This window comes from Enterobacter cloacae complex sp. P6RS, from assembly GCF_014982245.1.
GTDB lineage: Bacteria > Pseudomonadota > Gammaproteobacteria > Enterobacterales > Enterobacteriaceae > Enterobacter > Enterobacter bugandensis.
Genome location: NZ_JADCLB010000004.1, coordinates 83,726 through 104,684 on the forward strand (window position 1 = coordinate 83,726; position 20,959 = coordinate 104,684).

At 55.2% G+C, this 20,959-nt stretch carries 15 protein-coding genes and 1 tRNA gene; 8 read left to right on the top strand and 8 right to left on the bottom strand.

The window, feature by feature from the left end:
* Positions 1 to 16: 16 nt before the first annotated feature.
* From citC to INF73_RS02725, 3 genes are read right to left on the bottom strand one after another with little or no spacing between them, the layout of a single operon-like run.
* The gene (citC, locus tag INF73_RS02715) at positions 17 to 1,039 is read right to left on the bottom strand and encodes a [citrate (pro-3S)-lyase] ligase (RefSeq protein ID WP_153656863.1); all 1,023 of its coding nucleotides are present in this window, start codon (positions 1,037 to 1,039) and stop codon (positions 17 to 19) included.
* Positions 1,040 to 1,049: 10 nt separating this feature from the next.
* Entirely contained in the window at positions 1,050 to 1,913 is an 864-nt protein-coding gene (locus tag INF73_RS02720) for a fumarylacetoacetate hydrolase family protein (RefSeq protein ID WP_059355464.1), read from the bottom strand.
* A gap of 17 nt (positions 1,914 to 1,930) precedes the next feature.
* A complete protein-coding gene (locus tag INF73_RS02725; protein ID WP_193540917.1) occupies positions 1,931 to 3,292 on the bottom strand; it encodes a 2-hydroxycarboxylate transporter family protein in 1,362 nt (453 codons plus the stop codon).
* Positions 3,293 to 3,637: 345 nt separating this feature from the next.
* Between INF73_RS02725 and INF73_RS02730 the strand changes: the two genes are divergently transcribed.
* A complete protein-coding gene (locus INF73_RS02730) occupies positions 3,638 to 5,263 on the top strand; it encodes a sensor histidine kinase (protein WP_193541036.1) in 1,626 nt (541 codons plus the stop codon).
* A complete protein-coding gene (locus INF73_RS02735; protein ID WP_047367414.1) occupies positions 5,253 to 5,945 on the top strand; it encodes a response regulator in 693 nt (230 codons plus the stop codon). Before INF73_RS02730 ends, INF73_RS02735 begins: the two co-directional genes overlap by 11 nt.
* A gap of 44 nt (positions 5,946 to 5,989) precedes the next feature.
* Here INF73_RS02735 and INF73_RS02740 read toward each other — a convergent pair whose 3' ends face one another.
* The gene (locus INF73_RS02740; RefSeq protein WP_193540919.1) at positions 5,990 to 8,128 is read right to left on the bottom strand and encodes an ornithine decarboxylase; all 2,139 of its coding nucleotides are present in this window, start codon (positions 8,126 to 8,128) and stop codon (positions 5,990 to 5,992) included.
* Positions 8,129 to 8,309: 181 nt separating this feature from the next.
* Between INF73_RS02740 and INF73_RS02745 the strand changes: the two genes are divergently transcribed.
* The 3 genes from INF73_RS02745 (at position 8,310) to INF73_RS02755 (ending at position 10,532) form a co-directional block, all read left to right on the top strand.
* Positions 8,310 to 9,023 carry a DUF554 domain-containing protein gene (locus INF73_RS02745; RefSeq protein ID WP_045260780.1) on the top strand — a complete coding sequence of 238 codons (714 nt, stop codon included), beginning with the start codon at positions 8,310 to 8,312 and terminating at the stop codon, positions 9,021 to 9,023.
* 95 nt (positions 9,024 to 9,118) lie between these two features.
* Positions 9,119 to 9,194: transfer RNA gene (locus tag INF73_RS02750), tRNA-Phe, on the top strand.
* A 519-nt stretch (positions 9,195 to 9,713) separates the two neighbouring features.
* Positions 9,714 to 10,532: a DUF4225 domain-containing protein gene (locus INF73_RS02755; RefSeq protein ID WP_059358309.1), complete on the top strand. Its 819-nt coding sequence runs from the start codon at positions 9,714 to 9,716 to the stop codon at positions 10,530 to 10,532.
* Here the strand turns inward: INF73_RS02755 and INF73_RS02760 are convergent.
* The 3 genes from INF73_RS02760 to INF73_RS02770 all read right to left on the bottom strand — a co-directional run bounded on the left by INF73_RS02760 (position 10,510) and on the right by INF73_RS02770 (position 13,651).
* Complete coding sequence (locus tag INF73_RS02760; protein WP_023298582.1) at positions 10,510 to 10,836, bottom strand: hypothetical protein; 327 nt, start codon at positions 10,834 to 10,836, stop codon at positions 10,510 to 10,512. The two genes, INF73_RS02755 and INF73_RS02760, sit on opposite strands and share 23 nt — an antisense overlap.
* A 398-nt stretch (positions 10,837 to 11,234) precedes the next feature.
* Complete coding sequence (locus tag INF73_RS02765) at positions 11,235 to 13,022, bottom strand: hybrid sensor histidine kinase/response regulator (protein WP_193540921.1); 1,788 nt, start codon at positions 13,020 to 13,022, stop codon at positions 11,235 to 11,237.
* The gene (locus tag INF73_RS02770) at positions 13,019 to 13,651 is read right to left on the bottom strand and encodes a response regulator transcription factor (protein ID WP_028014393.1); all 633 of its coding nucleotides are present in this window, start codon (positions 13,649 to 13,651) and stop codon (positions 13,019 to 13,021) included. The genes INF73_RS02765 and INF73_RS02770 overlap by 4 nt, the downstream gene beginning before the upstream one ends.
* Positions 13,652 to 13,826: 175 nt before the next feature.
* On the opposite strand from INF73_RS02770, the gene INF73_RS02775 reads away from it, so the two are divergent.
* Both INF73_RS02775 and INF73_RS02780 read left to right on the top strand, forming a co-directional pair.
* On the top strand, positions 13,827 to 14,141 hold the full coding sequence (locus INF73_RS02775) for a lipoprotein (protein WP_028014394.1): 315 nt from the start codon (positions 13,827 to 13,829) through the stop codon (positions 14,139 to 14,141).
* Positions 14,142 to 14,255: 114 nt separating this feature from the next.
* Positions 14,256 to 17,258, top strand: a complete 3,003-nt coding sequence (locus INF73_RS02780) for an autotransporter outer membrane beta-barrel domain-containing protein (protein WP_193540922.1) — start codon at positions 14,256 to 14,258, stop codon at positions 17,256 to 17,258.
* A gap of 61 nt (positions 17,259 to 17,319) precedes the next feature.
* Here the strand turns inward: INF73_RS02780 and INF73_RS02785 are convergent, their stop codons facing one another.
* The gene (locus INF73_RS02785; protein ID WP_045260784.1) at positions 17,320 to 17,847 is read right to left on the bottom strand and encodes a helix-turn-helix domain-containing protein; all 528 of its coding nucleotides are present in this window, start codon (positions 17,845 to 17,847) and stop codon (positions 17,320 to 17,322) included.
* A 673-nt stretch (positions 17,848 to 18,520) separates the two neighbouring features.
* Between INF73_RS02785 and pgaA the strand changes: the two genes are divergently transcribed.
* Positions 18,521 to 20,959 carry a poly-beta-1,6 N-acetyl-D-glucosamine export porin PgaA gene (gene pgaA / locus INF73_RS02790; protein ID WP_193540924.1) on the top strand — a complete coding sequence of 813 codons (2,439 nt, stop codon included), beginning with the start codon at positions 18,521 to 18,523 and terminating at the stop codon, positions 20,957 to 20,959.

Here is a 20,959-nt window from a genome sequence, read left to right on the forward strand (position 1 = left end):
GATAAATTCCTGATAGTTATGCGACTTCCGCACTCGCACGATAGTGTGTTTCGAGATGCGCGAAGGTGGAGTCCGGGACGATCTCCCGGATCCGGGAAAACTGCTGTGTCTTGAGTAAACGGCGAACTTCGGACGCCGAAATGGCGTTGCCGGTGGCCTTGATGCGCGGCATTTCCACCACTTCGATATGCGAGGCCAGCAGGTCATGCAGCGTCTGGTTGTACTGGCGGGTGATGTCGCAAAACGGCTCCGAGCCGATGAAGCGGTGCGTGATGCCGAGCGCCGGGGCGATGAAGTCCCGGAAGATCAGCACGTCGATCTCGCTCCACGCCTGCTGCACTTTTCCGGTCTCCTTCAGGAAGTAGGCCGGGAAGGTGGCGCGGGAGATGATGTACTGCGAGCCTTCATGCACCACCACGTTCGGCAGATGGGCTACGCCCGCGCGCACCATCTCGAGACGCGCGCTGAACGGGAAGAACGAGGCGTCTTCACGCACCACGAACAGATGCAGGGCATCGCACCGCGCCGCCGCCTGCTCCACCAGATGGCGGTGGCCGAGGGTGAACGGATTGGCGTTCATCACTATCGCGCCAGTTTTCTCCCCGTCCTTTCGCATCCGGCTTAAGGTACGGCAGTAGCGCGCGATCCCCTGCGGGGTGTTCTCCATCAGCACCGCGTTGTTCCCGCTCTGGGCAATTGGCCAGAAGCCGCTGCGGGCAAAGCGCTCCCGGTTGCACGGACGGGTGCAGAGGAAGAGGTGAAAATGGCCGCGCTCCAGCGCCGCATTTTCCACCTCTGCCAGCAGCCGCGCGCTGAGGTTTTCCCCACGAAGCTGCTCGTTGACCGCCACGCATTTGATGACGTTGCCGGCAAGTCCTGCGCAACCCACCAGCTGCGCGCCGGACCAGGCTTCGACAAACAGCGTGATGTCGTTGTCCAGGCCAAGGCCGCTGTCTGCCAGCAGGTAGCGGATCTGGCTTAAGCGTTCCGGGTGTTTCGCCACCAGCGTCTGGCGAAAATCGATGGGTTGACTGTTCATGCCGCCTTTCTCAGTGTGCCGCCGCAAGCCCGACGGCTGGCGCTTCAACAATCACGTTGCTTAGATGACCGATATGCTCGATCTCCACCTCAATGCGATCCCCCTCTTTCATAAACAGCGGCGGGTTACGCTTTTTACCCACGCCGCCCGGGGAGCCGGTGATGATCACGTCGCCCGGGCTTAAGCGGGTAAAGGTGCTGATGTACTCGATGAGCTCCGCGACCTTGTGGATCATGCTGCTGGTGTTGTCCTCCTGCACCATGCGGCCGTTAAGCCAGGTGCGGATCGCCAGGCTGTGCGGGTCCGGTATCTCATCCGCCGTCGCCATCCAGGGGCCAAACGCCCCGGTCTGACGCCAGTTTTTACCGGCGGTGAACCAGGTGTGCTGCCAGTCGCGGGCTGAGCCGTCCATGTAGCAGCTGTAGCCCGCCACGTGGCGAAGGGCGTCATCGCGGCTGATGTTCTCCCCACCCTTACCGATGATCACCGCCAGCTCGCCTTCGTAGTCGAATTCGCTGGAGTGGCGCGGCTTCAGCACCGGCTCGTTGTGGCCGGTCTGTGAGTCCGGGAAGCGGACAAACAGCGTCGGAGCCGGGTTGTGCTGGTCAAACTCCTTGCGTTTGTCGGCGTAGTTCATGCCCACGCAGAGGATTTTTTCCGGCTGCACGATCACCGGTAAGAAGGTGATGGCGCTCAGCGGCACGTCCACCGCGTCGTTCAGGTAACGGGTGGCCTGCGCCAGCCCGTTGCCCTGCAGCAGCGCTTTAAGGTCGCCGTAGCGGTCGCCGAGACGGCGGCCTAAATCAATCACGCCCTCGGCCTGAACGATGCCGTAGCTGCGTTTTCCCTGGTATAAAAAGCTTGCGAGTTTCATTGTTTTTTCCTGAATACTTAGACGAGGAAGTTGCCCAGAATCAGCAGTGAGACAGAGACGTTAATCGCCCCGCCGATACGGGTAGCAATCTGGGCGAACGGCATCAGGCTCATGCGGTTGCCTGCGGTCAGTATCGCCACGTCGCCGGTACCGCCCTGTCCGCTCTGACAGCAGGAGACGATGGCGACATCAATCGGGTGCATACCAATCTTTTTACCGACGAAGAACCCGGTCGCCACCAGCGCGGAGACGGTGCTGATAATCACCAGCAGGTTGCTGACGGTGAACGCCGCGACCAGCTCGTGCCACGGGGTAATGGCCACGCCAACGGCGAACAGGATTGGGTAGGTCACGGAGGTCTGGAAGAATTTGTACACCACCTGCGAGCCCTCCAGCAGGCGCGGAGAAGCGCCGTTGCAGAGCTTCACCAGCACCGCCATAAACAGCATGCCAACGGGCGCAGGCAGGCCAATCAGCTTGTGGCCGAGCATGCCCAGCATGTACAGCAGCACCGCCAGCAGCGCGCCGGAGGCGATAGTCGTCACGTCCGCTTTACCGGAAAACGCAGGCTGAGAGACGGTGGCATCGGCATTCGCGCGGTTAGGCATCAGCTGGCCTTCACCGGTCAGGTGCGGGTAGCGTTTACCGAGCTGGTTCAGGCAGCCGGAGATGATGATTGCCGTCAGGCCGCCGAGCATGACCATCGGCAGCACGCGGCCGAGCGCTACGCCCTGGTCCATATGCAGCAGGGTGGCATAGCCGATGGAAAGCGGAATCGCCCCTTCCCCGACGCCGCCCGCCATGATCGGCAGAATGATAAAGAAGAAGATCTGGAACGGCTCCAGGCCCAGCGCCAGCCCCACGCCCATGCCAACAATCATGCCGACGATTTCACCGCACAGCATCGGGAAGAAGATGCGCAGGAAGCCCTGAATCAGCACCGTGCGGTTCATGCTCATGATGCTGCCGACGATAATGCAGCAGATATAGAGGTAGAGAATGTTGGTGGATTTGTAGAATTTGGTCGTGGATTCCACCACCACGTCCGGCAGCAAACCGTAGTAGACCAGCGCGGAAGGGATAAAGGTGGCGCAAATCGCCGCCGCACCAAGCTTGCCGACAATCGGCAGGCGTTTGCCGAACTCACCGCAGGCAAAGCCGAAGAAGGCCAGCGTCACCACCATCACCACGATATCGCTCGGCAGCTTTCCGCCCAGGCAATCAATCGCGATCAGCGCGCCCGCCAGAACGAACAGCGGCAGAGGAATAATCCCGATTTTCCAGGTATCCATAATATGCCACCACCGCTCCTTGAGGGATGGCCGCTGAATTTCAATCGGGTCGTGGGTAACAGAGAAAGAATCATCAGTTGTGCTCATAATAAGCCCCTTAGTTATTTTGTGCGTTCAGCTTAGAGTCACAAAGGCCTACTTTATGTGAGGAATGGCATATTAAAAGCGAAGTTTTAATGGCAGCTATGGTTTTTATGGTTTCTTTTATTTAATGTGATTTATGCCTTATTTATTATCGTGGTTTTTATGGTTTCTTTTCTGAATTGAACGACCAAATAACATTTAACTTAGCAGCATGAAGATCATAAGCCTTCTGGACAAATCATTTACAGCCCTTGCTGTGCAAGGGATCACAAGTTTCCCGCAAAGCGGACATCCGCATGAAAAAAGATGATATATTGACGATCTTTGCCGCTACTTTTCGTGATGGTTATGAAAGTCTCTTTCCAGATTAAGCTGTTTATTTCGCTCGTTGCCTTTTTCTCAGTGCTTTTTGTGCTGCTGGGCGGATATTATTATGCCGATGTCGGAAAACAGCTTTATCAGGAAATGAGTGCGCGCGCTAAAATACAGGCGGAAGAGATTGCGCTTATTCCGTCATTGCGTACTGAAGTTGAACAAAAAGATATCAACGCCATTCATGATTTCATGCAGAAAATGGCCGCGCACAGCGACGCCAGCTTTATTGTCATTGGCGATAATGCGGGACGGCATCTTTTTCACTCCGTCTTTGCCGACAGGGTGGGCACGACGCTGGTCGGCGGCGACAATGAAGCCGTATTGCAGGGGAAAAGCACGACAACCATACGTAAAGGCGGGTTGGGCATTTCACTGCGCAGTAAAGCGCCCATTTTCAACGACGCCGGGCAGGTGGTCGGCATTGTTTCAGTTGGCTATCTCACCAGCTACCTGGACACCATTACCGTCAGTAAAGTGGTCAATATCCTGATTGCCGCCGTGCTGCTGCTGATCGCCCTCTTTGTCTTCTCCTGGTTCTTTACCCGTAGTATTAAGAAGCAGATCTTCTCCCTGGAGCCACGAGAGATCGGTCTGCTGGTGCGCCAGCAAAAGGCGATGATGGAGTCCATCTACGAAGGCGTGATTGCCATTGATAACGAACGGCGCATAGAGGTGATCAACCAGGCGGCGCGCAAGCTGCTGGGCCTGAGCCAGCCGGCCCGGGAACTGCGCGGGCAGCTGATAAGCCAGGTGATCGATCCGGTCCCGTTCTTCGACACGCAGACGATGCTGGCGAAAGATACCCATGACGAGATTTGCCGCTTTAACGATCTCACGGTGATTGCCAGCCGGGTACACATCATGCTTGAGGAGTCGCTGCAGGGCTGGGTGATCACCTTCCGCGATCGCAACGAGATCGACTCTCTCAGCAGCCAGCTCAGCCAGGTAAAACGCTACGTCGATAACCTGCGCATTATGCGTCATGAGCAGCTGAACCGGATGACCACCCTCTCCGGCCTGCTGCATATGGGCCGCTATGAAGAGGCCATTCGCTACATTCAGGCGCAGTCGGAGCATGCTCAGGAGCTGCTGGACTTTATCTCCTCCCGCTTTAGTTCCCCGACACTTTGCGGGCTGCTGCTGGGAAAAGCCGCCCGCGCGCGTGAGAAAGGCGTCGAGCTGAGTTTCGACCCGGCCTGTCGGCTGGACAAACCGTTCCTGCCGCTGGGAGAGCAAGAGCTGATTTCGATTATTGGCAACCTGCTGGATAACGCCATCGAAGCGACGCAGCGATCGCCGCTCCCGCATGCGCCGGTGGAAGTGCTGATAAAACTCAGCGAGCAGGAGCTGATTATTGAAGTGGCCGACCAGGGCGTTGGCATTACCCCGGCGATCCGTGACCGGATATTTGAACGCGGCATCACCACCAAAACGCGGGGCGATCACGGGATTGGCCTGTATCTGATCGAAAGCTACGTCACGCAGGCTGGCGGCACAATAGAAGTTGCCGATAACATGCCGCACGGGACCATTTTCTCACTGTTTATCCCGGCCTCGGGAACCGTCCGGCAACTGGAAGATACCGACTATGCAACATGAACTTATCGACGTACTGATTGTTGAAGACGAGAACGAACTGGCACAGCTGCACGCGGAGCTTATCGGTAAACATCCGCGCCTGAGGCTGGTGGGGATTGCCGCGTCGTTGGCCGACGCGCAGCGACAGCTGGAGAGCAAACAGCCGAAGCTGATGCTGCTGGATAACTACCTGCCGGACGGCAAAGGCATCACGCTTATCAGCAACCCGATGCTGGCCCGCGCCAACTGCTCGGTGATTTTCATCACCGCCGCCAGCGATATGGACACCTGTAGCCAGGCCATTCGAAACGGCGCGTTTGACTATATCCTTAAGCCGGTCTCCTGGAAGCGGCTCAGCCAGTCGCTGGAGCGTTTTGTGCAGTTTGCCGAACAGCAGCGGGTCTGGAAGATTGTCGACCAGCAGAACGTGGATTCACTCTATCAGTTACAGGCGAAAAACTATCGTCTGGACAACGGCAGCAAGGGAATAGAGGAGAACACGCTGGCGCGGGTGCAAACGCTGTTTAACAGCAAGGCGGCGCACTGCTTTACGGTGGATGAGGTGGTGAGCGAGACGGGGCTGAGTAAAACCACCACCCGACGCTATCTGGAACACTGCGTGGAGGTGGGTTTTCTGACGGTGGAGATGCTGTACGGGAAGATTGGGCATCCGAGAAGGATGTACCGCCGCGCAGAAGCCTGACGAAGTATTATAGGCCCGGTAAGCTTGCGCCACCGGGCCTACGTTCAGACATTCAATACGTACCCATACAGCCGCTTAATCCCGTCCGCATCCTTCTCGCTGTAAACACCCTGCAACTCCGGCGAGAAGCCCGGCAGCATATTAATGCCCTCTTCCAGCGCCAGGAAGTAACGCTGTACCGCCCCGCCCCAGACTTCTCCCGGCACCACGCACAGCACGCCTGGCGGGTACGGCAGCGCACCTTCGGCGGCAATGCGCCCTTCAGCGTCACGAATACGCACCAGCTCCACGTTCCCGCGAATGTACTCCTGGTTGGCATCCTGCGGGTTCATCACTACGGCGGGCAGGCTCTCCCGGCGGAACATCGCCTTCTGTAGATCCTTCACGTTAAAGCTGACGTAGAGATCGTGCATCTCCTGGCACAGTTGACGGATCGTGTAGTCGCGGTAACGCACCGGGTATTTTTGGTAGATGGTCGGCAGCACGTCGGCGAGCGGCGTGTCGTCTTCAATATGCTGCTCAAACTGCCCCAGCATCGCCACCAGCTGCGCCAGCTTCTCGCTGCTTTCGGCAGGCGTCAGCAGGAACAGGATCGAGTTGAGGTCGCACTTCTCCGGCACGATGCCGTTTTCGCGCAGGTAGTGGGCGAGAATGGTCGCCGGAATGCCGAAATCGGTATAGTGACCTGTTTCTGCATCAATGCCCGGCGTGGTCAGCAGCAGCTTGCACGGGTCGACGAAATACTGCTCGCTCGCATAACCCTCAAATCCGTGCCATTTGGCCCCCGGCTCGAAGCTAAAGAAGCGACGCTCGCTCGCGATGACCTGCGTGGGGTGATCCTGCCATGGCCGCCCCGCCACCACCGGCGGGATAAACGGTTTGATCATATGGCAGTTGGCGATGATGGCCTTGCGCGCCTCAATGCCCAGCTCGACGCACTCCGCCCACAGCCTGCGCCCGCTCTCGCCCTCGTGAATTTTGGCGTTCACGTCCAGCGCCGCAAACAGCGGATAAAACGGGCTGGTGGAGGCGTGCAGCATAAACGCGTTGTTCAGCCGCTTGTGCGGGCAGAAACGCGCCTGACCGCGAAGGTGATTGTCTTTTTTATGGATCTGCGAGGTTTGCGAGAACCCGGCCTGCTGTTTGTGCACCGACTGGGTCACGAAAATACCCGGATCGTTCTCGTTAAGCTCCAGCAAGAGCGGGGACGTTTCAGCCATCATCGGAATAAACTGCTCGTAGCCCACCCACGCGGAGTCAAAAAGGATGTAGTCACACAGATGGCCGATCTTGTCGATCACCTGGCGGGCGTTGTAGATCGTCCCGTCGTAGGTGCCAAGCTGAATGATCGCCAGGCGGAACGGGCGGGCCTCGTCGGCCTTTTCCGGCGCCGCCTCGCGGATCAGATCCCGCAGATACGCGTCATCAAAGCAATGCTCGTCGATCCCGCCGATAAAGCCAAACGGATTGCGCGCCGCCTCAAGATACACCGGCGTGGCGCCCGCCTGGATCAGTGCGCCGTGGTGGTTAGATTTATGGTTGTTGCGGTCGAACAGCACCAGGTCGCCGCGGGTCAGCAGCGCGTTGGTCACCACCTTGTTGGCCGCCGACGTGCCGTTCAGCACAAAGTAGGTTTTGTCCGCGTTGAATACTTTCGCCGCGAACTTTTGCGCGTGCTTGGCGGAGCCTTCATGGATCAGCAGATCGCCCAGCTTAACGTCCGCGTTGCACATGTCGGAGCGAAACACGTTCTCACCGAAGAAATCATAGAACTGTCGCCCTGCCGGGTGTTTTTTGAAAAAAGCCCCGTGCTGGTGGCCCGGACAGGCGAAGGTGCTGTTGCCCATCTCTACATACTGGCTCAGGGTATCGAAAAAAGGCGGCAGCAATTCCTCTTCGTAACGGCAGGCGGCGCTCTCCAGTTCCAGAAACTCCTGAGCTTTACCCGAGATAATCGCCGTGACGCCATCAGGCACCTCTCCAGGCTCTTGCGAGAACATAAACACCGGTAGCTGAAAGCCCGTACGCTTCAGCAACGCGAGAATGCCGCTGTAGCTTTCAACAACGGTAATGACGACTGCCGCCACATCGGTGAAATCGGTGTTATCCAGCGTCACCTTTTCACGGTGCGTAGAAACTTTGGATACCAGCTCATGGCTGACGGCAATTTTCATGGTTTTCATAAGCGCAAATACCCTCACCGAGCGGTGAGACAGGGAGGAGAAAATTCGCGCAATAATGTCACCTTTTATTTTCACGCGCAAGAAGGAATCAGTATGCACGAAACCACCCAAAGCTAAGGCTCGCGCAGCCCTGACGTGCCATAATAATGCAATATCAATGAGTAAATAACAGGAGTTAACCGTGGTTATCGGGCCATTTATTAACGCCGGAGCCGTATTGCTGGGCGGCGTACTGGGCGCAGTGTTGAGTCAGCGGCTGCCGGAGCGTATCCGTTCATCCATGCCCTCTATATTCGGCCTGGCATCCTTAGGCATCGGCATCCTTTTAGTGATCAAATGCGCCAACCTGCCCGTCATGGTGCTGGCTACACTGCTCGGCGCACTGATTGGCGAGTTTTGCTATCTGGAAAAAGGCATCAATAGCGCGGTGGGCAAAGCCAAAAACCTGATTGCCCGACCGGGTAAGGCGAAACACGGCACGCACGAGTCGTTTATTCAGAACTACGTCGCCATCATTATTCTGTTTTGCGCAAGCGGCACCGGGATTTTCGGCTCGATGCAGGAAGGGATGACGGGCGACCCAAGCATATTGATTGCAAAAGCGTTTCTCGATTTCTTCACCGCCACCATTTTCGCCACCACGCTTGGCATTGCCGTTGCGGCGATTTGCGTGCCGATGCTGCTGATTCAACTCGCGCTTGCCACCTGCGCCACCTTGATTCTCCCGCTGACCACGCCAGCGATGATGGCGGACTTCACCGCCGTCGGCGGCCTGCTGCTGCTGGCGACGGGCCTACGTATTTGCGGGATCAAAATGTTTGCTGTGGTGAATATGCTGCCCGCATTACTGCTCGCCATGCCGCTCTCTGCGCTCTGGACGCACTTTTTCGCTTAAGATTGCGGCGAAATGGCGAGAGATTGCGCAGTCTGTAACGAAAACAACATTTTTCGTTGACGGCAACGGGCAGATCGGGTTTAATGCGCCCCGTTGCCCGGATAGCTCAGTCGGTAGAGCAGGGGATTGAAAATCCCCGTGTCCTTGGTTCGATTCCGAGTCCGGGCACCACTTATTTATAACCCTCGCTTCGGCGGGGGTTTTTGCTTTCTGAGTCAGCAACTCGTTGTTTGAACAGTAGTTACACCCTTATCTCTCCTCCGGCCCCGCTTCCCGGTGGTACAACTGGCGTGTTTATCGCCTTTACCGCCACACAGAAGCAGAAAAACCTGACCTTCACCAATCTATTTGAGCATTACAAATGCACATATCAACTGGACAGAGCCCGACAGAGCGGCATCACGTATCCGTGATTACACCCCATCGGCTAACTGTTTTATTAGATTGATTGGTGGTAAATCCATTCGGGACATCCTGAAAAGTGACCTGTCGGCGTTCCGTACACTGCTGGAACAGTCCCAGGCTAACCGCAGTAAAGTAGGCCGAGGAACGAAGCTGTAAAAAGCGACTTCTACTTCAGACACCGTAACCACATTGCTACTATATTGTGTGTGCGTTGGCACGCATGGCTGTCAGGGGGGCGTTTATCAGTCTAAGCAGAGGCCGGTAAAGCAATTGAGAGGAACTACAATGGATGCAGCATTACTTAACATGATGCGCTCAGGTGGAAGAAATAAAGCCTGGGCGGAAACGATGGTGAATATGGAAGCCAGGAAACTGGTAAATACAGCCAACACTCTGTCGGCTTTTCATCTCAGCGATAGTTTGACTCGAATGAAGTTTGTTCAGGAAATTCGGGACCTCATAGAAAATCAGTTTACGTTAGCTCGTCGGGCTAAATCAGATGAAGAATGCATGGAATGCGTTAAGATTCTCAGAGAAGAAAACAGTAACCTGCTGGAACAAGCGCGTTTATTAAGAACGAAGGCAGCGAAGCTTTACGCTAAAGTCGAGTTTATCCGAGAGAATAACAAAATTGTTGGGTATGTGATCTCGGCTGTTAGTGTTGTCCTGGCCGGTGCTGAAATAGCCGCAGGATTTACCCTCATAGGCACTATGACCCCTCTCGGGGTTCTTGCTGGTGCGATTCTGGTTACTGACGGGGCAAACAGCATCAGTAAAGAAGTGGCTCGCTACGCAACTAACAACACTACCAGTGAAGGGCTGGTCGCGAATGCCGCGATGTCTACAGCTGAGTTTATGGGCTTTAGTCGTGAGAATGGGTTAGGTGTCTACAAATCAATTTCACTGGCCGCTAATGCGTACACCATTTTTGGATTGTTACGGCGACCTGGTACCTGGCGACTGTTTCGTTATCTCCCTGCTGACTATTACCGAAAGGTGAGCACACTGAGCCGCCCGCAGCTTACAATGAAAATAGCGGGTTATGGCGTGAAAGCTAAGATTATTTTTGATCTGTTGTCCGTCAGCGACCCGTCCCAGAATTAGTCAGCATTTTACGATAACGCCAGGATTTGTAGCCAAGTTTTGCTGGCGTTATATACCAGATGAAAGGTAGTACAATCAATAACGTGAGTGCAAGTGTCAGGCTTGTATCCTTGGATGCAAGTAAAAGAGTTAAAGCCAGTATGATGAAGGCAATAATAGTTATCCACTTCATAGCCTTAAAACGATTGGCCAGATCATGAGTTACGCTATCAAACGAACCACCGTAATTTTCAATATTGTTTTTTAGCTTTTGAAGATCTCGTTTGCTAAAACCTGATTTTAAAAGTGCCTCTTCGCTGGTCATTCTGTTATCCGTCCCATAACTCACTGAAACCTGTGACGAAGTTTAACTTAATTTGGCGGATAAATCGCTACCTGACGATATTCATCAAATTTATATATATCAACGAGTTGAAGATATCTTAGAGTATACGCTCGAAAACTGACATTATTGCCCACTGCGGAACTTCGCTGGTAGCAACTTTAATGACTCCTTCGGGGCCGTTTCCAACATCTCCCGCCCTGCCCGGTAGAAGCAACATGCAGATCACCACAGGAGGCATCATGCACGATGAAATCATTAATCAGGCCCGCGAAATCCTCCCTCAGCGGCTCAACCATACCGACACATTGGCATCACAGCAGGACACCGCGTACTATCTGGCCCTACAGTGAAGCGCAATGCTGCTATTATCTATTCCCCTATCCACGACACCCTGACCACTGCGTCAGCAGCGCATGCAGTTTAGCCGGCTCCAGAGGCTTGCGCAGCACCAGATACCCTTCCTGCTCCGCCTCCAGCAGAACAGGCGAATTAAATTCGCCGCTGACCATCGCGCCGCTCATGTCCGGCAGACGTTCAAAAAGCGCTTTCAGGATGTCAAAGCCGCTTTCGCCGGATCGCAGGCGCTGGTCGCACAGCACGGCAAACGGGGTGAAGCCGTCGTCGATGATGGCGAACGCTTCTTCAGCGGAGGCCGCGCAGCGCACCTTGATTCCCCAAACGCTCATAAGGCTCTCCCAGGCTGACGTCACCAGCGGGTCGTCATCGACGACCAGGCAAGAACCGCGCAGCGGCGCATAGCGTACCGGCGCAGAGGCGTTGTTATCGGCGGGCGGGATGTCCGTCGCGATCTCTTCGCCAGCATATTGAGTGAAGCGCATCCAGAAGCGTGAGCCTTTACCTTCTATGGATTGCATCCCGTACTTCACCTTCATCAGCCTGGCACAGCGGGCAACCACGGCGAGGCCCAGCCCGTGTCCGGCGCTGTCGATCTTCCAGGCCAGTTCGGGGCGGTAGTAAGGGGAGAAGATTTTACCTTTCTCGTCATCAGCGATACCGACACCCGTGTCCCACACCTCCACCAGGCACTCGTCACCGCGCGGTCGGATGGCAACCAGCACGCCACCCTGCTGCGTGTAGCGAAGGGCGTTTTGAATCAGGTTAATCAGAGATTGTCGCACCAGCAGCGGGTCGCCCATCACGTGGATGCGGCGTTTGGGTCGACGGGTGGACAGCCTAAGTGCACGGCTGTTGGCCTCTTCGCGAAACAGCGTGATCACCGAGTCGAGCAGAGCGCCGATGTCCACTTTGGTAGGGGCAGTGAGCACTTTCCCGGATTCAATCTTGCTGAGGTCGAGCAGAGAATTGAACATCAAATGCACCGAGCGAACGCTCTGCTGCAGGTCAAGCAGCTGGGGCGTCAGGCTGTCGTCCCGGTTTCGGTGGATAATCGCTTCGATCAGAAAGCCCATGGCGTGTACCGGCTGACGCAGGTCGTGGCTGGCTGTCGTCAGGAACTGATTTTTATCCAGCAGCGCCTGCTCCGCTTCCTCTTTGGCCTGGCGAAACTGTTCTGCCAGGCGTGAGCTTTTTTCCTCAAGCAGCGCTTGCTGAATAAAGTACGCGTGCGACGTTAACGCATGGCGGTAAATGGCGAAACCGTACAGCAGGTTCAGCATCAGCACAATGAATATCAGCTCGTCCAGCCGCCAGATGATGCCGATATTCAATACTCCCCAGGAGGCGAAGAAAAAACACGTAAAGGTGCTGATGACTGGCGTCAGATGCGTCGCATTGGCGGCGACGATGGCGGCAATACTGATATTAAGGAGCAGGAAAAAGTCAAAGTTCTGCGTCTGCGGAGTAATTAAATAGAGAGATGAAATCCCCAGCCCGTGAATAAAAGCGATCTTATTTATGCGCGGAAGCCAGCGGCGCAGGACGTCCTCTTCATCATGCTCTTTCACTTCGCGCTGGTAGCGTCGGTGCAATATGCGGATCGCCACGGCACATAGCAGGTAAATAATTATCCAGATAATGGTTAGGCCAAGTTCATCGCCCAGCAAATAGATCCAGATGGCAAAAGGAATACCGACAAATGGCACCGCGCTAAAGCTGAACACCAGCCGCAAAAAAGTGTTGTTTAGCAAACGGATCTGAGCGGGAGATGAGATACCATCCTTCTGTAAGCTCTGGAAAAACCTCATTCTGATGATTCCCGCTTGCCATGCAGAAGCGTGATGGCTTCGACCCGGCTGTTAACGCCTATCTTTTTCAATATATTGCTGATGTGTTCTTTGACCGTGGGCTCAGAAATTGAAAGCTGCGCGGCGATTCGTTTATTTGGCAGGCCGCGCATAATCATATTTAAAACGTCTATTTGTCGCGGCGTTAAGTTAAATTTACTTAACTTCTCATTATTCGATTCAACGGGAAAATCGTTTCTCTCAGGAAACCAGGTCAGATTATCAAGGAGTGCACAAACGGCCCGTGAGAACATTTCAGGCGGTTCGCTTTTCAATACAAATCCGTGTCCCCCGGCGGCGTGAACTTTCTGCCAGATGTCATTATTGTCATCCCCGCTGACCACCAGGAACCGTACCTGTGGGTAATGTTGTTTTACTTCTTTGAGTAATTTCAGTGCCGTTCCGGACGAAAGCCAAAAATCGATTACCAGCAAGCGCGGCGGGCCATTATCCCTAATTTGACGGTAGCAATCTTCCTCATTCGTCACCACGCTCGCCTGCTTAAACTGGCAATGTGAAATCAGAAAATTAGCGATGCCGCTTGCTACCAATGGATGGTCATCAACGACCAACGCATAATTCTGCCCCAAAGGATCCTCCTTTTACCTTCGCATATCTGAGTGTACAGATGAATTATTATCTACCCACCCTACTTTAGGAGGGTTTTTTCGATTAGGAAAGGGAAATATATTATTCGCTGATTTGGGTAATTGAAAACATAAATACAATCAGTGAAATTAACTGATTGGATATCAAGGATAATTTATGAAAAAACCACTCATCTTTTTAAGCGTTACGTTGATGCTCGCCGGTTGTTCCACGCTAAAAACCGATCAGGCTATTCCACTCCTGCAGGCGGAGACCGCTAAAATGCTGGGGTTGGGCTCATCGGATGAAATAACCGTTACCAATGTTAATGGCGCCCAGCCGGACGCACTGGGAGGGCAAAAACTGTCTTATCGCGCTACGACGGAAAAAGGGCGTATTTTCGATTGCTCATCAATGATGATGCCGGGGATTTTAGGATCCGCCCCGACGCTCAGCGCACCAACCTGTACCCCTGTTGTCACGCATAAATAATTAACGGCAAATGAAAAGGCGTACATAAATAACGCCTTTTATATTTTCTGACGTATCTGAGTTTTCATAAAAACGATTTTCCAGACATCACGCTAATGAGTACGGAGATAGCCCGTGAATAACTCTACATCGCATGCTTTAGCGGTTAAGACGCCGCTTTCCAGACTTTACCTCGCTCTATTTTCCGCGCCGCTGTTACTGCTTTCACCTGCCGATTTCGCGCGCGCAGCCGATGCCATTTTTGATGGCGAGGCGCGTATAACCGAAACGCTGGGTTACACCGGAGATGTTTACGTTGGACGTAATCAACCCGGAAACCTGCTGATTGATAATGGCAAAATCACCGCCTATAACATCAACATCGGTCGGCTGTTCGACGGCCAAATTTATGAAAGCGTGGTCACGGTCCGTGGGCCAAACGCTGAGCTTAACGCGGTGAACGATCAGTACGTTCTGCGCGGCGACCTGAATCTTGGCCTCGGCACCCTGCGAGTCGAAGAAGGCGCGCTGGCCAGCGCAAAAGAAATTGTTGTCGGCACCACCCGCGGCTACGACAGTCACCTTATCGCCACTGGCGCCGGCTCTCGCGTGACCAGTAATTTTCTCAGCGTAGGTACCGATCTGGGGGCACGCTCCACGCTGGCGATTGAAGACGGCGCGGCGCTCAGCACCGCCTACGATGCGCGCATCGGCAACGGTACCGGGCCGGGTGAAACCGACACGCTAAGCCCGAAAGCCACCGTCACGGGGAGCGGCTCACAGTGGAATGTTGGCCGTACGTTGACGCTTTATGGCGACCTGGACGTGCTGAACGGCGGTGCGGTCAACGTTGGCGGCGTGCAGGTGGCGGGCGTCTCCGGGGCAGGTAAAACCGCCGAGCTGGTTATTGCGGGCAAAGACTCGCGCTTTACCAGCGGCAGCAGCGTGAGCGTGGGCGATTATGGCAATGGCGTGCTGTCGGTGATTGACGGCGGTTCATTTTCCGCTGGCAGCAATACGCTGATCGTGGGGACCTCGGGTTCCGGCTCGAACCGGGGTGCGCTCATTATCGGCAGCCGCGGCAATATGGACACCGGCACGGGTTTAACTGAGCCAACGCTTGGCACAGCGGGCGGCGCGGGTACTCTCGATGCGAATACGGCAATCAGCCTGCGCGGCGGGCTGTTCGGCAGCTATGTCTACTTCAACCATACCGATGAAAATTACGTCTTCAGCAACAAGATGAGCGGCGAAGGTGAGGTGATCAATACTTCCGGGCAGACAACGCTGAATGGCGATCTTTCAGCCCTTCAGGCGAACGTGACCGCGCGCGGTGGCAAAGTCATTATCGCCAGCAACATCAACACCCAGCCAGAAGACGATATTTTTGATATTCAGACCCTTAGCGCCGAGAACGGCGGGACGCTGATCCTCAACGCGACGGCGGGATCCGACGTTAGCGACGGGCTGGGCTACAGCAGCGCCGCCTCAATCAAGGCCGGCGGAACGCTGGGAGGGAACGGCACGCTGGGCCAGACCGAGATCCTTTCCGGCGGGCATATCTCGCCCGGTGATGGCGATATCGGCACGCTGACGCTGAAACGTTATCTGAATTTTGTGGGTGACTCTTTCTATGACGTCGATATCGCCGGTGATGGCCGCAGCGACCAGCTGCTGGTCGCAGGCAAAACGACCATCAGCGATCGGGCTCAGGTACAGGTCACCGCGCTGGATCCGCAAACCAGCTACAAAACGGGCCAAAGCTACCGCATTTTAACCTCCGACGGGGGGATTGACGGTCAGTTCGCGGGGGCGGTGTCTAAATCCGCCTTCCTGGACGTGGCGCTCAACCAGAGCACCAACGCCGTCGATCTGACCATCGCGCAGAAAGAGACCGGCGGCGAGAATCCGGGAGGCGAAAACCCGGGAGGTGAAAATCCAGGAGGAGGAAACCCAGGCGGTGAGAACCCGGGCGGAGAAAACCCTGGCAGTGAGAATCCGGGCAGCGGCAAGCCGGGGATTTTCCAGACCGTCGCCAAAAGCAGCAACCAATGGAATACCGCCGGCGCGCTCTCCACCCTGACGCAAAGCGGCCCGTCTCTGGCGCTATATAACTCGCTGCTGGTACTCAGCGCGCCGGAAGCGCGCGAGGCGTTCAACCAGCTGTCCGGTGAAGTTTATCCGTCAATGCAGTCCAACCTGATCGCCGGCAGCGGGCAGGTGTTTAACGTCTTAAACCAGCGTATGCAGCGCGCGTTTGATAACGATAGCCTGCCGATACCACCGTTAGCGATGTCGCTGGTGCAGCAGCCGGAGCCGCAAAACAATGGCGTCTGGGGCCAGACCTTCAGCTCCTGGAGCCGAAACGACGGCGACGGTAACGTGGGCAAGCTGGACGGCAACACCACCGGCTTCCTGCTGGGAGCAGATCGCAAGCTGGCGGATCATAACGTGCGTGTCGGTGGCTACTTCGGCTACAGCCGCGGTGATTACGACGTCGACAGCCGTCGTTCCTCAACGGATACCGATAACTACCACCTTGGCCTGTATGCGGCGGGTCAACAGGATGCGTTCTCCCTTCGCGGCGCGCTGGGTTACACCTGGCACAAGATCGAAGGCGAGCGCAGCGTTGATTTCAGCGGCTTCTCGGATCGGCTGAAGTCGGATTACGACGCCAACTCGCTGCTGGCGTTCACCGAAGCGGGTTACCGCTTCGGCCAGCCTGAAATGAATATCGAGCCGTTCGTCAATTTATCGTACATTCGACTGCATACCGACAGCTTCAGGGAAGACGGCGGTGCCGCCGCGCTGAGCGTAAGTAACGAAACGATGAACACCTTCTACTCCACCCTCGGGGTGCGCGGTGTGACCGAGCTGCCGAAGAACGTGAACCTCTACGGTTCGTTGGGCTGGCAGCACGCCTATGGCGATAAGAATACCTCTTCGCGCATGGCGTTTGCGGGCAGCGACGCGTTCATTACTCAAGGGCAGGCCGTGGATGAGGACGTGATGGTGGGTGATATCGGCGTGAGCGTACAGCTGTCACGTGCTGCGACGCTGGATGTGGGTTATCAGGGGCAATATGGTGCGGATACCCGCGTCAACTCGGTTAACGCTAATCTGCGCTGGTCGTTCTGAATTATTTCCAGTAAAAGAACCCGCCCTTGTGGCGGGTTTTTGCTTTTAGGCTCTCAGGAATTCAGGGATCGTTCCCAACCGCATCCAGCAGTTTGTTTTTAAAGATAAACAAACACGCCTCGTTGAAGTTCTCCGCCCCCAGGCGTTCCGACAGCGCCGTCCGTTTGCGATAGAGGCTCTTCACCGACGTGTTCAGTTCATCGGCAATCGCTTCCATCGACATCCCTGCCCTCAACAACCGCAGCATGATCGCTTCGTGCGTGCCAAGCCGTAAGTTAAGCAGCCACTTGGTGGTCAGACGCCTGCCCTTCATATTGAGCACCAGGTTAAATAACGATGCCATATCCGGCGCCGTAAGCGACGTGTTCATAAACAACTTCATACTGAGTAGATTCTCCTCGCGATGTCGCATATCCAGCATAACGCAGCAGATCGTTTTTTTTGTTCTGGCCGGATGGCGTATCAGGTAATCATATAAACGGAGCGGAGAACGGCTATCAATCAACACAGAATATTCATCTGCACCGTTATCAAATATGTTTCTGTCAATCGAGTCGAGCAGGATAATATCCGGGAAAAATAGCCTCATCCCCCTGACAAGATAGCGATCCTGGGTCACTAACACTATTGAAGTTGCCACTAACCATCCCTTTTAGATTAAAGCAAGAACGCACCTTCAGAAAGAAGGCCGCCTTCGTTTTATAGCGCTGTAATATTAACGACAATATGTATTCTGGCGTTGAACATCCCTCAATACAGACATTGATGAGTAAGACTTCCTGTAGACTTTCATTCAATGGCTGGCGTTAATTATAAATAAAAAACAATCGCAGAAAAGTCACTTCACTGAACATTAAGACTTTTTGTCATGAAACTTCCCAAACATGCACCAGAAAGTACTTTAATTGCTACAATAAAACCTCGCCAGGAATATAAGCAAACTCAAAAAGACATAAATAAAACACATTAATATCAAATAGTTACAAATACATATTCAATTCAAAATAATCACAAAAGACATCTCATTCCAGAATTATCCCAAAACTACCCCTCTGCTTTTCACCATATTTATCCGGCAACATATCAGGTGTACATTACCTTCCACCCAGTTCCCAAAGAGGAGGTTCCATAATTACCTTAAAGTAAGTACCCCATAACGTTACTGCATTCAGATTTAATGTTCTCATTTATGGCCTTTAACGCAGAGTTAAAAGGCGGCCGTGTTATGCAATGGATTCATGATAAACAAATGGCAAATAGATATGGAAAGATCGCTTCGCTTCAATACGTTATTCTTTTATCGCGCCCCAGGATTATTGTTTCTGCTATTTCTGTTTCCTGTTCTCGTTCAGGCAACGGAATCCGTTTATGAGCAACAGATTCAACAGGCACGTAACGGTAATTACACGCCGTTTCTCAATTATCTTCAGCGGTATCAGCAACAGCATGCCCTGACGCCCGAGCAAGTGGCGGACTGGTTACAGGTGGCTGCGTGGGCAGGTCGTAATGACGAGGTGATTCAGCTCTGGCAGCGCTATGGCATTTATATGCCGCTGCCCGCTCGCGGCGTTGCGGCTGTCGCACAGTCCAGAAGAGATCAAAAAGCGTGGCAGCCTGCCTTATCGCTCTGGAAAGAGGCGCGTAGCCTTGCGCCATATAATGACGATTATCGTATCGGCCATATCAAAACTCTGGCCGATGCCCGCATGGATACGCTCGCTCTACAGGAAGCCCGCCAGCTGGTGAAAGAGGATCCCTCTCCGGCGCATCTTCAGACGCTTTCGTACGTCTGGTTACGCCAGGGAAAAAGCTGGGATCGGCTTTTAGCGGACACGCGCGCGCTGACCCTCGCGCCGGAGAATAACGCGCTCCTTAGCGAGCTGATTGACGCGCTAACGGATAACCGGGTGAGCACTCCCGCGCTGATGCTGTCACAAAGGGTAACGCTGACCCCCGCGCAGCGCCGCCGTCTGGAGCTTAATGCCGCCGCAGAATGGGTTCGCCTTGCCGACGTGCCTGGCAGAACGGAAAAGGAGCGCCTGCAGCTGGCGCAAACGGCACTGAATCGTTACGACGCCCTGCTCTCACGCTGGCAACACGAACCGCAGGCAGCGGAAGACATCGTCCTCGCCCGTATCGACAGGCTGGGTGCGCTGTACGCGCATGGCGATTACCCGCAGGTCATCCGTGAATATCAGGCGCTGACGGAGGCGCAGCATCCGGTGCCGGGCTGGGCCATCGGCTGGGCGATCTCCGCGTATCTGCAGGAGAAAAACGCCACTGCCGCCTTCTCGCTGCTGCAACGCTATCCGCAATACGCCGCCGATCCGCAGGACGAGGAGCATGCGCTTTTCTACGCCTGGCTGGACATGGGGCAGTATCAGGCCGCTCGCCAGTACGTAGAGCGCCAGACCCGCAGCGTTCCGTGGACCCGCTACGATTTCGGCTCGCCCACTCCGCAGCCCAACGATCGGTGGCTTACCGGGCAGTCGCTCAAATTTAACTATTTGCTCTCAACCAACGCCCTGCCGGATGCGGATAAGCTGGCGCACCGTCTGGCCACAACGGCGCCGGGCAATCAGGGGCTGCAGATTGACTATGCCACCCTGCTTCAGGCGCGGGGCCAGCCGCGCGCGGCCGAGCAAACGTTAAAAAGGGCGGAGGCGCTGGAGCCATCTAATCTGGAGCTGGAACAGCAGCAGGCTTACGTCGCCATGGATCTGCAGGAGTGGCGCCAGATGGATTTACTGGCCGACGACGTGCTTGCCCGCGCGCCCGTTGCTCGCAGCGCCAGGCGTCTGGACAGGCTCAGAACGGTGCATCACATGTCCGAGCTGCGCCTTAACGCGAGCAAGGGCTTGCACTCCGATAACCCCATCAGCGGGACGCACGACCTGAACGGGGATGCCACGCTCTATGGTCCACCGGTAGCGGATAGCTGGCGGCTGTTTGCGGGTACCCGCTATGCGCAAGGTAATTTCGATGAAGGCAAAGGCACCAGCCGTCACCTCCTGGGCGGCGTCGAGTGGCGTCCTCGCGACCTTCAGCTCGAAGCCGAGGTATCCAGCAACCGCTATCACGGTGAAAACAAGCCGGGTGCTCGCCTCTCAACCACGTACTTTCTCAATGATAACTGGCAGGTCAGCGGCAGCCTTGAACGCTTATCCCGCACCGCGCCGCTACGGGCATTACGCAACGGAATCAGCGCCAACCGGGGTGAAGGCGGGATCCGCTGGTATCAAAACGAGCGCCGTGAGTACCAGTTCAGCGCCGCCGTCAGCCGATTCTCAGACCATAATCGCCGACAGGAATACACCCTTACGGGTAAGGAGCGTCTCTGGCAGACCCCGACCCTGACGCTGGATCTTGAACCGGGGATCGCCGCCAGTAAAAACAGCCCGCGGGACACGCTCTATTACAACCCGGCGCGGGATCTGTCCGTGACGGCCGCCCTGTCCGTGGACCATGAGATGTACCGCCATTACGACACCCTCTGGAGCCAGCAGCTGGTGGCGGGAGGCGGCAGCTACTGGCAGAAAAACCAGTCCGTTGGCGCCATCGCCCTGCTGGGCTACGGGCAACGCGTCCAGTGGAATAACGTCATTGATACCGGCGTGATGCTGAACTGGGATAAACGCCCTTACGACGGCAAACGCGAGAGCAACCTCTCCGTCACGCTTGACGCGACTTTACGCTTTTAA